The sequence below is a fragment of the Acinetobacter sp. Z1 genome (assembly GCF_024296945.1).
Classification (GTDB): Bacteria; Pseudomonadota; Gammaproteobacteria; order Pseudomonadales; family Moraxellaceae; genus Acinetobacter; species Acinetobacter beijerinckii.
Genome location: NZ_CP101115.1, coordinates 2,325,555 through 2,346,462, shown reverse-complemented (window position 1 = coordinate 2,346,462; position 20,908 = coordinate 2,325,555). Strand labels below are relative to the sequence as shown.

Sequence of the window (20,908 nt, the reverse complement as noted above, 5' to 3'; positions counted from 1 at the left end):
TATTGATATCCAACAAATAAAACGAAAGTTAAGTAATTAAAGGTATACAGTTTTAGGTCTAAAGATCAAGCGAACTTGTGTTTTTTATCGACGAAATAGTCAGACTTTAGCAATATTTAATTTGCTTGATTTTTTATAGATTGAAACATGTGATGAATAACGCTCAATAGTTGCATAAAGCAACTTGCAAGCGATCTCAAGAAACGATTGAATATGCACATTCAAGTAAGTTCGTGGAAAATAATAACCAATGACTACACAAGCCTCTAGTTGGGCATCAGCATTTAAAGCATTTTTAGATCGACGTGCTCTGATCATGTTATTTCTTGGTTTCTCTGCGGGGATACCAATTTTATTGATTTTTTCGAGTTTATCTTTGTGGCTAGGTGAGGCAGGGATTGATAAAAGTGCTGTCACATTTTTTAGTTGGGCAGCATTAGGATATTCATTTAAATTTGTTTGGGCACCTTTAATTGATGAGTTACCTGTTCCTTTTTTAACGAAGAGTTTAGGTCGCCGTCGCGCTTGGTTGTTAATTGCTCAGTGTTTAATCATTTGTGCAATTTGTATCATGGCATTTTCTGATCCTTCACTAGGGCAAAGTTATCTTGTACAAATGGCAGTCGGAGCAGTTTTATTGGGCTTTTCCGCGGCGACACAAGATATTGTTATCGATGCTTATCGTATCGAGCTTGCTGAAAGTGAAATGCAAACGGTTTTAGCCTCAACATATAATGCTGGTTATCGGATCGGGATGATCGTTGCGGGTGCCGGTGCTCTATTCTTAGCAGCTTATTTAGGAACTGCGAAGGGTAACTATATTTATGACGCTTGGAAATATACGTATTTAACGATGGCGGCTGTGATGGCGGTAGGTATTATCACGACCTTATCTATTCGTGAACCCCAAGTAAATCGCACCTACAAGCATTATAAAACCACAGATTATTATCGTCTTGTTTTTGTCTTTTTTGTTGCTGTTTCAACCTTTGTCGTGAGTTATATCTATTCAGGTAATTTAACTGAAGCGATTACTCAATCTGCTCACATTAAAGACACCGCTGCTTTATTTGGTCTTGAAGCATTGCGCTTTTTAACAGCCACAGCCTTTGCCTTATTGATCGGTTTTGCTTTGGTGAAAATGGGTGTTGTGAATCAACAAATGGCGAAAGAAACTTGGGTCGCGCCAATTCTTGATTTCTTCAAACGATATGGGCTTAAACTCGCATTAGTGCTGTTGTTATTGATTGGATTTTTTCGTATCTCTGACATTATCGCAGGGGTGATTTCGAATGTGTTCTATCAGGATTTAAACTTTACTAAAGAGCAGATTGCTGAAGCAGTTAAAATTTATGGTGTTTTATTTAGTTTGGTAGGCGGTTTCTTAGGTGGATTGTTAGCGCAACGTATGAACATTATGAAATTAATGTTTGTAGGTGCAGTATTGGCAAGCTCAACGAATTTAATTTTTATTGGTTTAGTGAAGTCAGGAAAACCATTGGATCAAGTTGAAGTGCAGGTTGGTGATGATCGGCACTACCAAGTTGAAACCGATGAGGTCGGATATTGGAAACTTTCAATACCTAATGAAGTTCTATCCAAACAAAACACTGTGAACGTGAGTGCTCAGTATCAAAATCAGTCAGATTCAAAAGTAATTTTGTCTATTCCTTATCTAGTAAGTTCTCAAAAAGCTCAGATTCAATTATTGCCGATCAGTGGCGATGATCAACTTACTCCTAACGAGTTAAAGCAAAGTTTAGTCATTAAAGGTCAGTTGGCAGATATAAAGATTGATGAGTTGAACTCAGAGCGTCCAGTTGTTTTAACATTGGATGGTCAGGAGTTTGTCGCTAAAGTTGATAAAAATGCGGTGTTTACTGGCGTTATTGATGGCAAGCTTTTACAAGCATCGCCAACGAAAACAATTACTGCATTGGCAAATTTAAAAAATAACACTGAACATGCATTATTAGCAACCCGACAATATCGTATTGATACAGCGAGCCATGCCGAAATGGCTTTAGATGTCGACATTGAACCTGTTGCAGTGATCAATCCAGCACAAAAAGGTGCAGTTGAGCTTTCTGGTAAAGTGATTAAGAGCTATAGTTCTTTATGGCTATATTTAGCTATCATTATAGATAACTTGGCTTCAGGATTGGCAGGTGCGGCATTTATTGCCTTTTTATCTAGCTTAACCAGTGTGTCATTTACTGCAGTTCAATACGCTATTTTTAGCTCTTTAATGACTTTAACCCCTAAATTATTAGGTGGGTACTCAGGTACGATTGTCAGTAATATTGGTTATCCGAATTTCTTTTTAATGACGACTTTAATTGGTATTCCAATTTTAGTATTAGTGGTTTGGGTCGCGAAACTGTTACGCGATCATGAAAATCAAACAACACAACAGACAGGTGAATAACGATGCGCATGTTACATACGATGCTACGAGTAGGTAATTTAGAACAATCTTTAACGTTCTACACTGAGGTGCTTGGTATGAAATTGCTACGCCAACGTGATTATGAAGAAGGGCGTTTTACCTTGGCTTTTGTTGGTTATGGTGATGAAGAAAATAATACGGTACTTGAGCTAACGCATAACTGGGATACATCTAGTTATGAGCTTGGAAATGCTTATGGTCATATTGCGATTGGCGTAAATGATGCTTATCAAGCATGTGAAGACATTAAGGCACGTGGTGGTAAAGTTGTGCGTGAAGCAGGACCAATGAAAGGAGGCGTGACTGTTATTGCTTTTGTTGAAGACCCAGATGGTTATAAAATTGAGTTGATTCAACAAGATCAAGACGCACGTAATAATTAATCTTTGATCTATTTAGTCTAGGGTTTCTAAACCGAAGCCCTAGCTTTATTTATTTGGCCCAGTATGATGTTTGAGCGAATGGTCAACAATATCATATTGGGCTTTGTTTTTAGTGAATAGATAGGGATAGGTTATGTTGAAGCTATTGGGAGTGGATCGCTTTACAATATTGTTAATTTCCATGGTAGTACTGGCGACGTTTTTGCCAGTTTCAGGTCAAGCCGCGCATTTTTTTAATATTTTAACGACAGTTGCGATTGCCGTACTTTTTTTTCTTCATGGAGCAAAGCTTTCACGGGAAGCTGTGGTTGAAGGTATGTTGCATTGGAAAATGCATGCTTTAGTGTTTGCATTTACCTTTCTGATTTTCCCTGCAATTGGTATTTTGTCGAAACCAATATTAGAACCATTGTTAGGACAGCCACTTTATTGGGGTTTCCTCTTTATGTGTTTCTTACCTTCAACAGTTCAGTCATCGATTGCATTTACGTCAATTGCAAAAGGGAATGTTGCTGGTGCAGTGTGTAGTGCTTCTTTTTCCAATATTATTGGCATGTTCATTACACCAATTTTAGTAAGCTATTTTATTTTAGGACAGAGCCAACATGGCTTTGATCCAACCAAATCAATTATTCAAATTACATTGTTATTATTGGTCCCTTTTGTTTTAGGGCAATTGTTACGTCCACTTGTTTTTCCATACATGGTTAAACGTCCGAGCTTGGTCAAAGCATTCGATCAAGGTTCTATCTTGATGGTGGTTTATGGTGCTTTTAGTAGTGCGGTTGTCGCAGGTTTATGGCATCAGGTGAGTGGTATAACTTTATTATATCTGACACTTGCTTGCTCAGTATTGCTAACCATTGTTATGCTACTTGCTCTGTATTTACCAAAGTGGTTAGGCTTTAATCAAGCTGATCAAATCACAATTTTCTTTTGTAGCTCGAAGAAAACACTGGCAAGTGGTGTGCCGATGGCGCAAATTTTATTTATTGGACAGCCTTTGGGAATGATCGTATTGCCAATTATGATTTTTCACCAAATCCAGTTGATGGTATGCGGCATCATTGCCAATCGTTGGGCAAAATCAAAGCAAGATTAATTCGCTAAATTAAATTAGTTGGCGTATAATACTCGCCACTTGTTGGCTTTGCTCTGACCTTTATGAGTCTCGGTGAGTCAAAAGAAATGGTCTGTTGTGGTATTGATCTGCGAGTTTAAATACTCTGCTTTCCTCATTTTGAGAGTGATCAATTGCGATAACAGCTTAAGCCTTTCTTACTAAATTAGGAGCATCGACCATGCGCGCCGATATTCATCCAAAATATACAACATTAGTTGCAACTTGTTCATGCGGTAACGTGATTGAAACTAAATCAGCTTTAGGTAAAGAAACTCTTTATCTTGACGTATGTTCAGCTTGCCACCCATTCTATACTGGTAAACAAAAGAATGTGGACACTGGTGGTCGTATCGACAAATTCAAACAACGTTTTTCTGGGATGTCACGTTCTATCAAACGTTAATACTAAAAACGCAAAAAAAAAACGGGCTTTATGCCCGTTTTTTTGTCTCAAAATAAATGTATTGAACTAGATGAATTTTAATATTTGCACTTAGTATTGATCAGTGCAAATATTAAAAATACACAAGACCTTATTGATCTTGTACATCTGTTAAACGGTCTAATTTCTTTTGGAAATAATTGCCTTGTAGGTATCTTGCTTCTACATTCCATGCATTTGCGAATAAATTCATATCATTCAAATCTATGAGTAATATTTCTACAGATTTCATAGCAATGAAATGAAGAATTTTCTCCTGTAGTACAGCAATATCTTTTTCGGAACTTAGCATTTTTGCTAACTTATGATTGAAACTTAAATATTGCGTGTCTATTTGCTGAAGGATTGAGTCGCTATAAAGTGAATCACCAAAATTTCGAATCGATATTTCTGCGCCATGCTGACGTAGTAAAGCAATTTGAGGCTGTGCTTGCGATAAATTTTGTTGTAACGCTTGCTCAGAAAATTGTAAAACTAAAGGATGAGCTTGTTTACTACCTATAATCGTCAGTAATTTAGCCGTTAATTCAGGAAGCTTTTTATCATTCAATAAGATGTGATGGTTTAGATTTACAATTAATTTAGCCTTTGGATATTGGGTAATAAAGTTATGCAACTGTTTAGAAGCTTCCACTAATATCCAACGATCTAATTGAACTGATAATTCCGTATCGTCTTTTAACTCATCAATACTATTCAAATCTTGCCACTGATTATTATGAATAAACCCACCGGTAACTTCATAAGTATGGGTATTTTGATCTTGTTTATCATAGAGCTGTTGATATTTAATATGAATATCACCCGCATCTAATTTCAATTTTAATTCTTGTAATATACTTAACTGTGCAGATGTCGGAACATGCTCTGTCGTTAAACTAATATCTGCGTCAATTTTTGGGCTATTAATTTCAGGTAGAGTCGAAGCGAATGCTTTCGTGAGGATCTGCTCAAAGATAGCCTCATCTGAAATTTGTTGTGATAGCTCGTAATGACCTAATTTAAGCTGGAGCGGGAACGTATAATTTGCCGTGACCAAAAGCTGTGGTTTTTGTAAAGCATTAAGGCTAATTAATAGTGAGTTTAAAACGGTTTTAGATTCTGCTTGAACCAAAGCAACAAAGAGCGCTGTATCAATTTGATAAACAGGAACACTGAGTTGTTCTTTGATAAAAGTGGGAATATTTGCAAAATATGCTTTCGTCGCACGCCAATCTGATTGAAACACTTCATTTGGACAACTCTTGAGGCTAAATAAAACTAAAGCATTCGAGTTGGCAGGATGATTTGTCAAATGGCGATTGATTTGTTGGAGTACAGAATTAATATTAGATGCTTTATCAACTGCGATAGATGGTTGTGTGCTGTTAGCTGAGCCTTGGGCTAATGACTCACATTCAATATTAAGCTGAACCTCATCATCATTACCAGAAGGTAAGAACTCTAAATGTAGAGGATTATTTTTTACGCTAGGGTTTTGTGTTCGTAATTCAAATCGAGCTTGCTCAAATTGCCCTTGGGATATTTTTTTAAAGCGGACTTTAAACTGAGCCAAATCTTCAGGTTGTAAAACATCTAAAATTGGCAACCCAATTAAATCATCTTCACTACCGAATCCAAATAAATTGGCATATTCAGTATTGGCATTCATGTGAATACCTTCTTGCAGAATCGCGACCGCTTTATGGCTTTCCGCAACTAATGACTGTGCTTGTGTTTGTGCAGCTTCTAATTCATCGAGTAAACGATGCTCTGCTTGAACAAGTCGGCTAAAAGACAGCGCACGAATAATACTAATATAAAATCTTTCAGGTGCTTTAAGATTTAAAACATCATAAATGCCTTTATGAATATAGTTCTGAAATTGGTCGGAACTATAATCCTCAGGTTCAAGGAGCAAAATAGGAAGACTCGGCTGATGAGAAGCTTGAATTAAAGATAAAGTTTGTTCTACTTTTAAATCATAAGCTCGACCAAAAATAACAATATCCCAAGTCAAATTGAGCTGTTTTTCAAACGCTTTTAGATCATCTAATAATGTTGCTTGAACTTGATGATCTTGCTGATTAAATATTTGTAAAATTTGATTATAACGTAATTGGTTATCATCAATAATAAGTAAACGTGTTTCGGTACGCTTTAACTTTTTAGAGAGTAAAGAATTTCTCACTTCAATGCTTCCCATAAATCTTGATCATTTGTATCCATATTTTTTTGTGCCATAAACTTATTTAGAACAGGCTGTTCTTCTTCGTTTAGCAGTTCAAAATCAAATTGAACAAAACTTTGGGTAATTAATTGTGCTGTTAATAAGTACACTTTTACTTCCTCTTTCCCCAATCTTAAATGAACAGCTTGCTGCTCTCGAAAAATTTGTGAACCTGGTAAAATTAAGGTTGTTTTAGTCTCATCCAAATTTTGATTTTTTAATAAAAGGGCAGGATGATAATTACTGATATGACGATCTGCTTGCAAACGCACTGCACAAGGGAAAATATCTTGTGCCAAAACTTCTAAACCGAGTTCTAAACTTTTTTCTGTTGATTGTTTTAACCAACGAATAACACCACCACGCCAATGTCCGTGTGAGGTTTCTTTTACAAGAATATATTCACCTGTTCTTAGGTTTTTAGGTGCATCCCCAGACCACTTGATGCGATATCCATTTACACTAATATCCAGAATGTCTGTTTGATACACAGATTTACTTTCACGACTCAAACGTTGGATCGATGATTCTTGATTACTAGAATTATCTTTTTTATCCCAAGTTGATAAAAACTTTGACTCACTTTGTAAGCCATAGCCATGTTCTAACATTAATGTTTCAGCGAAATTTTTAGCTTTAGATAAATAAAAGTGTGCAGTCAGTAAGCCGAAACAAATATGTAATTGAGCAGAATATTCATAACGCTCGTGACGACGTTCTGCTGTAGAACCTAAAATTGTTTGCACATGAAATTTCAGCGCAGGGGTTAAATAGATTTTTTCATTTTTAGAGATATATTCTGCATTTTTATGCAGTGTCGCAGTAACGTGATCGAGCAGGCTATGCGTACTAATAAAAATGTTAGGATTAAATCCAGAACTTTGTTTTTTATTATAAATCGGTGGATGATCTTTGGTGACATCCACTACATATTTGGTTAAGTCTGTTTCTTTGGTTAATAGTTGAACCATTTTTGCCCAATCGAAACTACACTGAAATAGGGCTTGAATCTCTGATTGACGAATTTGATTAGTATTAAAAATATCCATTAAAATCAGTTGAGCATATGCTTGACTGATATTGTTCAAACTCGGTTTACCTGGTGCTTGCTCAATATTGGTGTAATGGTATTTGTGTGTTAATGCAGCATCATATAGCTGATGTGCGATTAACCACTGACCAGCAACAGGCTCGCTATACAACATGTGTTGTTGATAAAGTAATTGAGTGAGTTGCTGTAATGCTTGAAAGGTCGCAAGTGTTCGTGCAGTTTGTAGATTTTTTTTCTGATTTAAAGCGAAAAATGAAAATTTTTGATGTTCTAGCTGATCATTACTACGACGTACGATATTGATATAGATTGCCGCAAAGTAGCAGCGTAACAGCATTGCAAGTTCAATGATGTGTTCATTTCGGTCAGAACTGATCACACCTTGATTAAAGAAATTTTTCTCTAAGCTGCCTAAAACATTTTCAATGGTTGGATGTAATGCTTGGATTAAATCAAATCGTAATGTTTCTGAACATTCTAATTCACTCAGTTCAAGCAACGCCGCAAATAAAGCTTTAGATGTATCGCCTAATTGCATAATGGATAGACCTGATATCCATTCATTTATACTTTTAGTGTTCATCGCGCAAAAACTTAATTTGTCACGTCTTAAAACAGTAGGAATTTGAAAAATATCCGAAAATGCATTATTCATCATTGTAATCAATCTCAGAACGTTTGAACCCCAAAAAGCGGTGTCTTATTTTTTTCGCCCGCTATTTCCCTGACGAGTTTAGGGACTAAATAGCCTGGCAAACTCGCTAATACATCACTGTATATCTGATCTATCTCTGAAGATCTTAAGTCAAAATGTTGAGCGCCTTTTACTTTATCTAAAACATGTAAATAGTAGGGCATTACTCTAGCTTCAAATAGTCGCCAACTCAGTGCGGTTAACGTTATTGCAGAATCATTTACACCTTTAAGTAAAACTGCCTGATTTAACACAGTAATATGATGTAATGTTAACTGTTCTAACTTTGAACACGTGTAATTGTCGAGTTCTGAAGCATGATTTGAGTGTATCACTACTATAATGCGTAGCCTACTGTTTTTTAAAATAGAAATCAGTTCTTCATCGATTCGATTTGGTATAACAATCGGAACACGTGAGTGAATTCTCAAAATTTGAACTTGAGGGAGTGATGATAGACGTTCTAACCAAAGTGCCAATTTTCGATTTGATAAAGTTAATGGATCGCCACCACTTAAAATGACTTCATTGATTTTTGGATTTTGCTCAATATACTGTTTTATTTTAATCCAATCATCATTTTTGGGCAGATTTTCCTGATACGGAAAATGTCGACGGAAACAATAACGGCAATGAATTGCACATGCACCTGTCAATGTCAGAAGAAAACGCGATTGGTATTTATGCAGAACCCCAGGCATTTGATTTGCCGCTTCTTCCCCTAAGGGATCAGTCACAAACTCAGGATGTTCTTCAAGTTCTAAATGATGAGGTAAAACTTGTAGCAATAGCGGATCAAAAGGATCACCAATGATCATTTTTCCGACGAATGCGCGAGGAACACGTAATTTGAACTGTTCAGAAGCAAGGATTGCCCCTGATAATAACTGTTCAGTGGATAACTCAAGCAGATTTAACAACTCTAAAGGATCAGTAATTAGATCACTGAGTTGTGATTGCCAGTTTTGCTCTTGATGTAAATAGTTTATCATGCCATACGTTAAAATAGTGTTAGTGCAACACCTGTACGTGTAGTCTAGCATTAATAGATTTGAGTTTTAAGTTGGAGTGCGCCTTTCATGGCCTATTATTCTACAAATGATTTTAAAGGTGGCCTTAAGGTCATGCTTGATGGTAACCCATGTTCAATCATGGAAAATGAATATGTAAAACCAGGTAAAGGTCAGGCGTTTAACCGCGTAAAATTACGTAACCTTCGTTCTGGTAAAGTTTTAGAAAAAACTTTTAAATCAGGTGATTCTTTAGAAGCTGCTGATATTGTAGAAGTAGAAATGGATTACCTCTATAACGATGGTGAGATGTGGAACTTCATGGATCCTGTAACTTTTGAGCAAATCGCTGCTGATAAAACAGCAATGGGCGATGCTGCAAAATGGTTAAAAGACGATTCAAATGAAAAATGTACGATCATGTTATTCAATGGTGTACCTTTAACAGTAAGTCCACCAAACTTCGTTGTACTCAAAATTGTTGAAACTGATCCAGGCGTACGTGGCGATACTTCTGGTGGTGGCGGTAAACCTGCGAAACTTGAAACTGGTGCTGTAGTACGTGTTCCATTATTCGTTCAGCAAGAAGAAAGCGTTCGTGTAGATACTCGTACTGGTGACTACCTAGAGCGTGCTTAATCGTTAAACATAAAGTATACGATTATAGAGGGGATGATAAAAAATCATCCCTTTTTTTATGCCAAAGTATTAGATAAAAAAGATGTAATAAAAGATAAACTAACAAAGATATTTCTTCTACATAGAATGAGAAAGGGAAATCAATATAACCACAACTTAAGTATTTGAGAGGTTTTGAATGGAAACAATACCAGCGAAATCAACACTTCCCTCAAAGCTCCTCTGGAGTTTAGTTGCTATTGTCGGAGCAACTTCATTTGGGATTTTAGCGGTTAGTCGTGGTGAACATGTAAATGCGGTTTGGCTTGTACTTGCTGCAATTTGTGTCTATAGCATTGCTTATCGTTTTTATAGTTTATTTATCGCCAATAAAGTTTTTGAATTAAATTCTAGACGGTTAACGCCAGCTCATCGTTTAAATGATGGTCTGGATTATGTTCCTACCAATAAGTTTGTCTTGTTTGGTCATCATTTCGCAGCGATCGCTGGAGCTGGTCCTTTGGTAGGACCAATCTTAGCGGCGCAAATGGGGTATTTACCCGGAACCATTTGGTTGCTGGTCGGCGTTGTGATTGCAGGTGCAGTTCAAGATTTTCTTGTACTATTTATCTCCACACGTCGTGATGGTCGTTCGTTAGGTGAAATGGCAAAGCAGGAATTAGGTACGTTTGCTGGTGTAGTGGTCATGCTTGGTACATTGGGCGTGATGGTCATTATCTTGGCAGTACTTGCACTTGTTGTCGTGAAAGCACTCGCTCATAGTCCTTGGGGCGTATTTAGTATTGCTGCAACGATTCCTATTGCATTGTTTATGGGTGTTTATATGCGTTATCTGCGCCCAGGCAAAATTGCGGAAGTATCAATCATTGGTTTTGTATTGATGATGGCTGCGATTGTATTTGGTGGAGATGTCGCAAAAGATCCATATTGGGGTCAGCTATTTACCTTGAGTGGTACTCAACTGACTTGGGCATTGATTATTTATGGTTTTATTGCATCAGTTTTACCCGTCTGGCTACTGTTAGCGCCACGAGATTATTTATCAACATTCCTTAAAATTGGTGTTATTGCAGGTTTGGCAATTGGGATTGTCTTTGCAATGCCTGATTTGAAAATGCCTGCGGTAACACATTTTGTTGATGGTACTGGACCTGTATTCGCTGGAACGCTATTTCCATTCCTATTTATTACTATTGCTTGTGGGGCGATTTCTGGTTTCCATGCGCTCGTCGCTTCGGGCACAACACCTAAACTTGTCGATAACGAAGTCAATATTCGTATGATTGGCTATGGTGGGATGTTGATGGAATCATTTGTCGGGATTATGGCAATGATTTGTGCGACTGTGCTTGATCCAGGTATTTATTTCGCGATTAATGCACCTGCTGCTGTTTTAGGAACAACAGTTGAGACAGCTGCTGAAGCGGTACGTAATTTAGGCTTTGTTGTTACACCAGAAATGTTAACTGTACTCGCTCAAGAAGTGGGTGAGAGTTCAATTTTATCTCGTACTGGTGGCGCACCGACTTTTGCGATTGGTATGGCACATATCATTTCAGAGATTTTCAATAGTCGTTCAATGATGGCTTTTTGGTATCACTTCGCGATTTTATTTGAAGCATTATTTATTCTGACTGCCGTTGATGCTGGTACACGTGCATGCCGCTTTATGGTTCAAGATACAGTGGGAATTGTGATTCCTGCGGTTAAACAATCAAGCTCGTTTTTTGGGAACTTGGTTGGAACTTTTGTTGCAGTCGCAGGATGGGGATTCTTCGTTTATCAAGGTGTAGTTGATCCATTAGGAGGTATTAACTCCTTGTGGCCATTATTTGGTATTGGTAACCAAATTCTTGCATCTATGGCATTGATCTTGGGTACAGTGATTTTATTCAAGATGAAGAAAGAAAAATATGTTTGGGTCACCATCGTTCCAACAGTTTTCTTGTTTATTACTTCTATGACCGCCGGTTGGCAAAAAATATTCCATGAAAACCCAAAAATTGGTTTCCTAGCACAAGCAAATCGTTTTTCTGATGCGATTGCACGTGGTGAATTACTCGCCCCAGCGAAAACAGTAGCCGAGATGCAAACCATTGTGATGTCCAATCAAATCAATGCTGTATTGTGTGGATTCTTCATGATTGTTGCAGTGGTCATGGTGATTGCATCTATTGGTGCGATTCGAAAAGCACTAGCGAGTTCATCACCGACAGTGAATGAAGCACCTGCCGTTTATTCAGAAGTACCGATGACTGCGAATAGCGTGAAGGGAGAATAGCTATGGACTTTAAAATTGCGCGAGAGAGTGGATCAGTGATTGTGAAGATTATTAAATTCACAATTATGTCGCAAAAACACCTGATTTTTTCACCAAAAAATTGGTCTCGGATCGCAATTCTGTGGCAAAACTTACAAAAGAGTTTTCGTTTAATGGTTGGTGTGCCAGATTACGAAAATTATCTTAAACACATGCAGCTACACCACCCAGATTTAACACCGATGGATGCGAAGACTTTTTATCGTCATTGTGTCGATGCACGTTACCCATCTTCTGGCGGGAATATGAAAAAATGCCCTTGCTAGAAATCATTTGATTTCTTTGAAAAAAAATCAAAACAGTGTATGTTGAGGCATACACTGTTTTATTTTGGGGATAGAATTATGTGGGGCATGGAAAAAGCTTCTGTTCAAGAGAAAAAAATACAAAATCAACAACTAGAACATGATATTAAAAGCTTTAGCCATAAAATTGAAAGTTTCCTTATTGAAGTTAATCAGCTAATTTTAGATAAACCACAACAAACCAAACTTGCACTCACTTGTTTGTTGGCAGGTGGTCATGTGTTATTTGAAGATTTACCTGGTTTAGGTAAAACCACCTTAGCCAGTGCTTTAGCACGTTTGGCGGGACTGCATTTTCAAAGAATTCAATTCACTAATGATATGCTGGCAAGCGATGTGATTGGGATTAATATTTTTAATCAAAAAGAACATGTTTTCGAATTTAAAAAAGGACCCGTTTTTACCCAAATTTTACTTGCAGATGAAATTAACCGTTGTAGTCCAAAAACGCAAAGTGCCTTGCTCGAGGCTATGGAAGAAGGGGCGGTCACAGTTGATGGGATTCATTATGAGTTACCTCAACCTTTTTGGGTGCTTGCAACTCAAAATCCACTCTTTCAAAGTGGAACTTATGCTTTGCCTGAGTCACAGCTAGATCGGTTTTTAATGCGATTGTCTTTAGGCTACCCATCTCGTCAAGCTGAAAAACTTCTCTTACAACAAAGTTCACGTCAGCTTCTTATTCATCAATTAGATGCAGTATTTACTCAAGCAGACATTCTGCATTTACGTGAGTTGGCTAAGCAGATTTTCCTTAGTGATGCAGTGCTTAACTATATTCTAGATTTGGCCTCAGAAACACGTAAGCAAAGACATGGATTATCAACACGTGGTGTATTGGCATTAAAAGCCGCTGCACAAGCTCATGCATTGGTTGAAGGGCGTGATTTTACAACGACTGATGATGTACAAACTGTTTTTATTGCAGTTGTTGCCCATCGTTTGAGTCTAAGTGAGGTGGAAGTTAAGCAAATTTTGCAGGTAGTGGAAGTCTTGTAGTTGAGATAAGCGTATGCAAAATGGCTTTAAACAAAACATAGAACAATGGGTTGCGAAGCGTTTTCAAGTAGATGGAGAGAAGACACTATTACAAAAAGACGTTTTAGTGTTTATTTATAAACAAGGTTTTTTATATTTAGTTTTGATATTAATCACCTTTATCGCTGGAATTAATTATGCAAATAACCTGATTTTAGGTTTTTGTTTTTTAATCAGTGCAATGCTCTGTATCAGTTTTTATCTAACATTTAAACAACTGCATGCTTTAAAAGTTGAAGTTATCGCAACTGAAGTAGGACAGGTTGGGCAGTCCTTAATACTAAAAATTTTATTTAAGCAGAAAATTAACTCAGCCCGATATTTACGTATTCAATGGCAAGAAAATGAGCAACTTATCTATTTTGATCAAGCGCAGCAAGCATTAGAGCTTACTGTATTGCCGCAACACCGTGGTCATTATGAGATAGGTTCAATAAAGCTTTTTTCCACATATCCACTTGGCTTGGTACGTGCGTGGACATATTTCTATCCTAAACAAAAAATATGGATAGCACCTAAAGCTTATGATTGGCAAAAAGAGCATAAGAATCAGCCGACCAATGCGAATGATAGCCTTGATGAGTTTAAAGAACTTCGATCTTTTCAACTAGGTGATTCATATCAAAATGTAGCATGGAAGCAAGTTGCACGTGGTCAAGGTTTTTTTATCAAGATGTTTGAAGCTCAAGCCAATCTTCAATATTTAGTGATCGATTATCAACAAGTACCCGCACTTGGGCATGAAGAAAAACTAAGTTTTATAATGGGGTTGGTCGAGCAATGTGAGCAGTTAGGTGATGATTATTGTTTGATATTACCGCATGCGATATTAGAAAGAGGGCAAGGACACGCTCAATTGATCAAAGCTAAACTTTTACTTGCGCAGGCCTAAGATGAATAGACAAATATATTTTTGTATTCTAGCTGTACTTGGGTTTGTGTTATTAGGGCAAGTTGCATTCATTCCTGTGACACTGAGTGGATTGTGGGGAATTGTTTGGCTAAGTTTAGTTTGGAGATTTAGTAAACATCTTATGAATCCATTTCCCAAATGGATACTCGTTCTGTTTGTATTTATGTCATTAGCATTAATCTATGTAAATTATCAAACGCTATTTGGGGTTGAGGCAGGTGTAGCCTTTTTGAGTACATGCCTTTTTGCTAAAAGTTTAGAATCGAAAAATACTCGAGATTTATTAATCTTCTTTAATTTTGCCTTATTTGTCAGTGCAAGTTTACTTTTGCATAGTCAGGCCTTTTGGATGGCTGTAATTGTGTTCTCAGCATTTATTATGTGCTTACTCGGTTTATATCGAATACAAACCAATTTATTTAATAAAAGTAAATTATCGTCTAAGCAGTTGAAACAAGATATAAAACAAATTTTTAAGTTCGTTGGAATTGCAACGCCGTTTTTTATTTTACTCTTTATTTTCTTTCCACGTTTACCACCTTTGTGGGCAATTCCAATTCAAAAAGATCGTGCAACCACTGGTATTAGCGATCGTATGTCGCCAGGCGATATTGCTCAATTATCTCAGTCCTCTGCTTTAGCTTTTCGTGTAATTACAGATATGTATCAATTACCTAGTCGACAATCATTATATTGGAGAGCATTAGTCTTAGATGAATATGATGGTGTAACTTGGACCAGTAGCTTTTTTAATCAACAAATTAAAATGGAGCCAGCTCATCAAAGAGCTGTGAAATATCAATATTTGCCCGCAGACGAACAATCCGATTGGATTATGGGACTGGAATATTCAATTCCACAAGAACGCTATTTGCAACTTTATCAAGATAACAGTATACGCCCAAGTAAATTAATTAAACGCAACCAACCGATTCAAATGCTGTGGTTAGGAAGATCAGCAGATGAAGCTATTCCTTTGTCACCTAGACAATTCGAATTTAATATCAAGTTTGATCACGATCGTGATCTAAAATCACAAAAATTGGCATATGAATTGTTTGAAAAAAATCAAAAGCAACCAGAAAAATATATTCAGTCTGTTTTGTCATGGTATCGAAAAAATGGCTTTGTATATACATTAACACCAGGCACTTTAGGTGGTGATCGCATTGATCAATTCTTATTTTCTAGTCGTAAAGGGTTTTGTGAGCACTATGCTTCTAGCTTTGTCATGCTGATGCGTTATGCAGGCATTCCTGCGCGTGTGGTGACAGGCTATCAAGGTGGTCAATTGGCACCTGATGGGCAAAGTTGGGAAGTGAGACAATTAGATGCACATGCATGGAGTGAGGTTTATCTGAATGGTAAATGGAAAAGGATTGATCCTACAGCAATGATTGCTCCGCAACGACTTGATTCTGGAATGCAGGATTACTTAGCACAAGACCAAACAGTTTGGGGCGATGAAAAAGCAAAAGCTTGGCGTTTACAGCAATTTAAATTTTTGAAAAACGTGCGAATTTGGAGTGATTATTTAAGTTATCAATGGCAAAGTAAAGTTGTTGGTTATGATGTGGAAAAACAAAAAAGTTGGTTGGCGAGATTAGGTTTAGATTCAACCTATGGATATGTAATCTTATTATTATTGGGTATGGGTGGGGTTTTAGTTATATATGTTGGTTTTTATTGGTGGAAACAAACAAATCAGCATAAGGAGTATCAGCGCTTAATTTTTAAATTTGAAAGATCATTACCTAAATATTTGCATAAAATGCCTTCTGAAACTTTTTCATTATGGATGCAAAGGTTAGGAACGCAAGTTCAAAATAAGCAAGTATTTGAAAAAGCAATTGTGTTACATCAAAAAATCGTATTTTTAGAACAGAGTAATAATGCAAATATTCAAGAATTTAAGCGCTTGCTTAAAGACTGCGCGATTGCACTAAAACAACCTTAAAAAAACTTGTGAAGCTGATCAAAAATGAATATGATGCTTTTCATTCTAGGTGTATAGCTCAGTTGGTTAGAGCGCTACGTTGACATCGTAGAGGTCAGCAGTTCGAGTCTGCTTATACCTACCAAGATTCACTGTGAAAACAGTATATTAAAGCCCACTCAAAAAGTGGGCTTTTTTTTTCGGGGAACTTCATTCGGTTTTAATGTGAATAAGTACAATAAATCACCGTATTTAGAATTTTAAAAGTTAACTAAAACTAATTCGTGAGATCGAGGCTAGCTGTTCCGCGTGGTCGTTTAGTTATGTTATATCTCAGCTAATATTCGATATGTGATCAGATTACTTTTTACATATGTACAGTCCGTCCAGTAAGCACAAAAGCTTTATACATGAAAATTAACTGTAAAAACTAAAGAAAATAATCTAAATAACCTCCTTTACGAGGTTTTTCTTGCCGAACGGATTACGGCGCACAAAGCCCTGCTAACAAAGATGTGATAGTGGGGCTTTATATTTTATGTGTTAAGCTGAGATTCATAATTATGGATTCTTAAAATGTATATTTGTATTGGCGGCGATTTAAATGGGGAAGTAGTTACAGGTCGTGAAGGAACATATTTTGAAGCGAGTGAAATTAACACTGAAAAAAAGTCTACATACAATCGTCAAACTTACATTGTTGGTGAAAAAACATATCGGTTTTGGCTTTGCGCTGAGCTAACCTATGCTGAGACAACAAAAATAGCGAATGATTACTTGGCTCAAAAGCATCCATACCTTTCATAATTTTGAGATTGAAAATAAGCCCGCCCATTTTGGTGGGTTTAATTTTATAGAGCGAGTCGGTCGGATAAATATTGGTTAAGAAAAAAATCCAATTAAAAAAGCCCCTCATATCTGAGAGGCTAGTTATATCAATTTTCTGGTATGAATGGCTGCAATTTCTTAAATAACTAAACAAATCAAATTGATAAAAGTAGTTAATAGTATAATAAATCAGTGCACTAATTTATTCTTTATAGTAGCAGAGCCTCAAAACAACGTCCAAGGCACTGTTAATAAGAAATTATTTGTTATTAGGATCAGGTTGTTCATTATTCTCAGGCAGATCCTTTACGGTGCCAGGAGCTTGTGTAGATTGAGTTTCAGCAGGTGGTGTTGCTGCAGAATGCTTGTTTATTTGAGATTTGAGGATATTTGCATGGTTAGTTGTATTCTGAGAAAAACTTTTAAAACCTGACATTTTTATCTTCTTATCTTCACTAGGGAGAGTTCATAGTACGCTTTAAACGCCGTTACATTGCGGTAGTTTTAAGACTTATATGTGTTGATATGTCCTAGAAAAGATGTTTATCTCGATGACTTATTTCATAAATAAAATCAATTATATATAAGCTATTGAGTCTTATCCTTTAAATTCTGAAATTGATCTATCCAAATTTCAAGTAGGGGTACACAAAGCACACATATATAATTTTTATTAATGTATTTGATTAAAAGTCATAAGAATTAATTAAATATAGTTCCATATGAAATATTGATAGTATAAATGTGTGGTTAAGCATAGTATGTATAATTAAATTGGAGCATATTAATGCTAAAAGATATTACAATTATTGATTTCCAAGGTAAAGAAAAAAGAGCGCAAGCAAATTATACAGAAGTAAATGCTAATAAAATCAATTATTCAGCTAGAGTTCAGAAACCAAACGTTGAATATATTTTGTTAAAAGGTGAATTTATTTACCCTACTTTAGATTTAGTTTTCAATAGCTCCGATGGCAACAGCTACTATATTGAGTAAACAAAGCTCATATACAGATTAAACATAACCCACTTCGGTGGGTTTTTTATTACCTGAATATTGAGGTGAAACGTAATGAGCAGACCTTGCAGACAGTTTGGGTATCCGAACCTAGTCAAAAGCTACCTGATGTCAATATAAAAGAATTGGAAATAAAGGGAATTACCAATTTTCAGCAAGCGATGCTTCAAGCTTATCGCGCATTGAATAAGATCAAGTATCAAAAGAGGTCTGTAGAATTTGGCGCATATCATGAAGCTGATTTGATCACTCGAAATGATTTAATTCTAGTTGCTGATGATACATGACCAATGCTTATCAGTTCGGGTTCTGTGCTTGAACAAGATAGTTTGTATTTAACGCTGTCCCAACCTTGTCTGCTCACACCAGGTGAAACATATGTGATTCATTTACAAATGCCAAATAAGCAAGTTGATGTAATTGAGGCCACTCAGGGTATAAGTGAATATTAAGTCCTACTTGCACGTGCACCTACTTCTTTAATTGTGCTTGAATATGAGGGAAATATTAGCGCCTCAACTTATTTAGTCACAACAGATACGCATAGTAAACGAGATCTATTTTTAATTACTGAAAAGTCGGGTGGTGGTGCTGAATCTTCAATCACCGCGATAAACTACACTGATAAATATTACTTAAAGCATAAAGACTATATTTAAATCTTAACGCCGCCGAAAGGCGGTTTTTTCCAATTCGTCAATTTTTGACCAAATAATTAGCTAAATAGATATACTAAAAATTCAATTAAAATGAGGTGATCCGTGAAAAAAATAATCTTAGGGACTTTGATAAGCGTAATAACAATAGGCAATACATTTGCAGCATGTACCTATAATTTAAATGCTACACAATCACAAGTAGATGCAGTTAATGCACTAGGTGGTCGTCAAGCAACACTCATGCCTACAATAAATTTAACCGAGCAAAAAGGCACAGCAGTGATTGGTCATTTTAGTAATTCTGTTGATCAAATCGCAACTTCTAGTAACTTTATAAGTAATACTTCAATTAACACACCTATCAATGACAAGGTAGTTGTTAACACTAATATATTGGCTAGCGAATTTGTTTTTGATGTTGCTAATATTAAAGATATTGCTTTGGGTGCTAGTCATGAAATTCAACAATTGGGCCTTCAGATATTAGGCGCATCAAGTTCGAAAAATGAACTTAGTTTGGATTTAGCCTATAGCTTAATAAATAACGATCCTAATTATTCAAATGGCAGTTATATTACTTTAACTGCAGCCACAACAAAGCTAAATGCCAGTGGACAACTGGTTGCTAAAGATTTTGATCGAAAATTGATACCTGTTACAGTGCCTAGTGTTGGTAAGGTTCGAGTAGGGATGTATTTCAATCAAGTGACCAAGCAACTAGGTTATATCATTAATGGTACGAATTATGGGTATCTAAATATTCTTGCAGAAAATGCATTAAGTAATATTGGATTTCAAGCAGTTTCACAGCCATCTCCAAATACAACTTCTAGGTTTCTTGGTAAACAAGTTTCTATTCAGGTAATCACTAATTCTGCAAATATGCAGTTTACCTATCCTTCAAACACAAAGGACATTTGTGGGAATACAATTTAAATAAAAAAGGTAACTATAAATGAAGAAAGTAATTTTATCCTCAATGCTTGGTTTAGTTTCCATTGGAAGTGCTTATGCTGAATGTACATATAGCCTTGATGCGACCTTAACGGATATTAAAAATTGGCAAACAAGTAACAATACAGTTCCTAATTTTTCAAGAACATATGAGTTAATTCAGAATATTAACCAAACTGACCAGAAAGCAAATGGTCCAATTAACTTTTATGCCAATACAAGTGTTGATCATTTTGCAACATCAAAAAAAGTGGCGAATTTCAGAGCTCAATACAGATATATAACAAATATTCCATCTAATGTACCTATGGTAGATACTGCAGTAAGTAGTACTGGAATTGTTGCATTAGAGTCAGTGATTGATGTTGCTAATCTGAATATAAATATGGGTGCATCAACTGACTCGTACGAATTTGGCTATAACTTAACGGGTTCTTCTTCACAAAAAACCGAACTTGGTTTAGATATTGTTTATGGCAAATATAACAATTCACCTGGCCAAGCCAATGGTGACTATATCTATGTGACAGGAGGTTCATTTAAACCAAATGGAACTGGATTCACTACAGTTAAAGAGTTCGACCGTAAAACTCATCAAATTACTGTGCCAATAGATGGAAAAACTAGAGTTGGTGTATATGTGAATCAGTCAACAAAACAAGTTGGCTATATCATTAATGGTGTGAATTATGGTTATTTAAATATCACTCTGCAAAATGCCATAAATACAATTGGTTATTCTGCTGTAATTAACCAAGAACCATATTCTAATTCATTATTAGTTGGTAAGAATGTAAGCCTACAGCTCATCACAGATCACTCTAAAATGTTACTCACATATCCGAGTGCAGCCAAAGATATCTGCGGAACAGCACTTTGACTTAAAACTCCTTCGGGAGTTTTTTTAAGAAACGGCTATAGCCCCAATTGGGGCTTT

The 20,908-nt window shown here is 36.3% G+C and carries 20 protein-coding genes and 1 tRNA gene; 17 read left to right on the top strand and 4 right to left on the bottom strand.

The genetic code is table 11. The annotated features are described in order from the left end of the window. Window positions 1–250 precede the first annotated feature (250 nt). The 4 genes from NGC85_RS10960 (at window position 251) to rpmE (ending at window position 4,358) form a co-directional block, all read left to right on the top strand. Complete coding sequence (locus NGC85_RS10960) at window positions 251–2,428, top strand: MFS transporter (RefSeq protein WP_254731070.1); 2,178 nt, start codon at window positions 251–253, stop codon at window positions 2,426–2,428. Between the two features lie 2 nt (window positions 2,429–2,430). Next, entirely contained in the window at window positions 2,431–2,832 is a 402-nt protein-coding gene (gene gloA, locus NGC85_RS10955; RefSeq protein WP_005053145.1) for a lactoylglutathione lyase, read from the top strand. Window positions 2,833–2,965: 133 nt separating this feature from the next. Beyond that, the gene (locus NGC85_RS10950; protein ID WP_254731067.1) at window positions 2,966–3,934 is read left to right on the top strand and encodes a bile acid:sodium symporter family protein; all 969 of its coding nucleotides are present in this window, start codon (window positions 2,966–2,968) and stop codon (window positions 3,932–3,934) included. Between the two features lie 199 nt (window positions 3,935–4,133). Beyond that, window positions 4,134–4,358, top strand: a complete 225-nt coding sequence (gene rpmE, locus NGC85_RS10945; RefSeq protein WP_005053147.1) for a 50S ribosomal protein L31 — start codon at window positions 4,134–4,136, stop codon at window positions 4,356–4,358. A gap of 130 nt (window positions 4,359–4,488) precedes the next feature. On the opposite strand, the gene NGC85_RS10940 is transcribed toward rpmE, so the two are convergent. The 3 genes from NGC85_RS10940 to epmB are packed head-to-tail and all read right to left on the bottom strand — an operon-like array spanning window position 4,489 to window position 9,343. Further along, on the bottom strand, window positions 4,489–6,582 hold the full coding sequence (locus NGC85_RS10940) for an EAL domain-containing protein (RefSeq protein ID WP_254731065.1): 2,094 nt from the start codon (window positions 6,580–6,582) through the stop codon (window positions 4,489–4,491). Beyond that, the gene (locus NGC85_RS10935; protein WP_005058185.1) at window positions 6,564–8,315 is read right to left on the bottom strand and encodes a hypothetical protein; all 1,752 of its coding nucleotides are present in this window, start codon (window positions 8,313–8,315) and stop codon (window positions 6,564–6,566) included. The genes NGC85_RS10940 and NGC85_RS10935 overlap by 19 nt, the downstream gene beginning before the upstream one ends. 11 nt (window positions 8,316–8,326) lie before the next feature. Further along, a complete protein-coding gene (epmB, locus tag NGC85_RS10930; RefSeq protein ID WP_254731062.1) occupies window positions 8,327–9,343 on the bottom strand; it encodes an EF-P beta-lysylation protein EpmB in 1,017 nt (338 codons plus the stop codon). A gap of 87 nt (window positions 9,344–9,430) precedes the next feature. Here epmB and efp point away from each other — a divergent pair, with 87 nt between their 5' ends. The 8 genes from efp (at window position 9,431) to NGC85_RS10890 (ending at window position 17,319) form a co-directional block, all read left to right on the top strand. Further along, complete coding sequence (gene efp, locus NGC85_RS10925) at window positions 9,431–10,000, top strand: elongation factor P (RefSeq protein WP_005053151.1); 570 nt, start codon at window positions 9,431–9,433, stop codon at window positions 9,998–10,000. Between the two features lie 178 nt (window positions 10,001–10,178). Beyond that, complete coding sequence (locus NGC85_RS10920; protein WP_254731059.1) at window positions 10,179–12,281, top strand: carbon starvation CstA family protein; 2,103 nt, start codon at window positions 10,179–10,181, stop codon at window positions 12,279–12,281. A gap of 2 nt (window positions 12,282–12,283) precedes the next feature. Beyond that, window positions 12,284–12,586, top strand: coding sequence for a YbdD/YjiX family protein (locus NGC85_RS10915; protein WP_254731056.1), 303 nt, complete (start codon window positions 12,284–12,286; stop codon window positions 12,584–12,586). Between the two features lie 78 nt (window positions 12,587–12,664). Further along, window positions 12,665–13,624 carry a MoxR family ATPase gene (locus tag NGC85_RS10910; protein WP_254731053.1) on the top strand — a complete coding sequence of 320 codons (960 nt, stop codon included), beginning with the start codon at window positions 12,665–12,667 and terminating at the stop codon, window positions 13,622–13,624. A gap of 13 nt (window positions 13,625–13,637) precedes the next feature. Then, on the top strand, window positions 13,638–14,555 hold the full coding sequence (locus NGC85_RS10905; protein WP_254731050.1) for a DUF58 domain-containing protein: 918 nt from the start codon (window positions 13,638–13,640) through the stop codon (window positions 14,553–14,555). A 1-nt stretch (window position 14,556) separates the two neighbouring features. Next, complete coding sequence (locus tag NGC85_RS10900) at window positions 14,557–16,533, top strand: DUF3488 and transglutaminase-like domain-containing protein (protein ID WP_254731047.1); 1,977 nt, start codon at window positions 14,557–14,559, stop codon at window positions 16,531–16,533. A 47-nt stretch (window positions 16,534–16,580) separates the two neighbouring features. Then, window positions 16,581–16,657 (top strand) — tRNA-Val (locus NGC85_RS10895). A gap of 431 nt (window positions 16,658–17,088) precedes the next feature. Further along, on the top strand, window positions 17,089–17,319 hold the full coding sequence (locus NGC85_RS10890) for a hypothetical protein (protein ID WP_254731044.1): 231 nt from the start codon (window positions 17,089–17,091) through the stop codon (window positions 17,317–17,319). A 280-nt stretch (window positions 17,320–17,599) separates the two neighbouring features. Here NGC85_RS10890 and NGC85_RS10885 read toward each other — a convergent pair whose 3' ends face one another. Then, window positions 17,600–17,776 carry a hypothetical protein gene (locus NGC85_RS10885; RefSeq protein WP_254731040.1) on the bottom strand — a complete coding sequence of 59 codons (177 nt, stop codon included), beginning with the start codon at window positions 17,774–17,776 and terminating at the stop codon, window positions 17,600–17,602. Window positions 17,777–18,127: 351 nt separating this feature from the next. Between NGC85_RS10885 and NGC85_RS10880 the strand changes: the two genes are divergently transcribed. The 5 genes from NGC85_RS10880 (at window position 18,128) to NGC85_RS10860 (ending at window position 20,851) form a co-directional block, all read left to right on the top strand. Further along, the gene (locus tag NGC85_RS10880; protein WP_005058203.1) at window positions 18,128–18,337 is read left to right on the top strand and encodes a hypothetical protein; all 210 of its coding nucleotides are present in this window, start codon (window positions 18,128–18,130) and stop codon (window positions 18,335–18,337) included. A gap of 65 nt (window positions 18,338–18,402) precedes the next feature. Continuing rightward, on the top strand, window positions 18,403–18,645 hold the full coding sequence (locus NGC85_RS10875; RefSeq protein ID WP_254731037.1) for a hypothetical protein: 243 nt from the start codon (window positions 18,403–18,405) through the stop codon (window positions 18,643–18,645). Window positions 18,646–18,648: 3 nt separating this feature from the next. Next, complete coding sequence (locus tag NGC85_RS10870) at window positions 18,649–18,810, top strand: hypothetical protein (RefSeq protein WP_254731035.1); 162 nt, start codon at window positions 18,649–18,651, stop codon at window positions 18,808–18,810. Window positions 18,811–19,119: 309 nt separating this feature from the next. Continuing rightward, window positions 19,120–19,953: a DUF4882 family protein gene (locus tag NGC85_RS10865; protein ID WP_254731032.1), complete on the top strand. Its 834-nt coding sequence runs from the start codon at window positions 19,120–19,122 to the stop codon at window positions 19,951–19,953. Window positions 19,954–19,972: 19 nt separating this feature from the next. Next, on the top strand, window positions 19,973–20,851 hold the full coding sequence (locus NGC85_RS10860) for a DUF4882 family protein (protein ID WP_254731029.1): 879 nt from the start codon (window positions 19,973–19,975) through the stop codon (window positions 20,849–20,851). Window positions 20,852–20,908 lie beyond the last annotated feature (57 nt).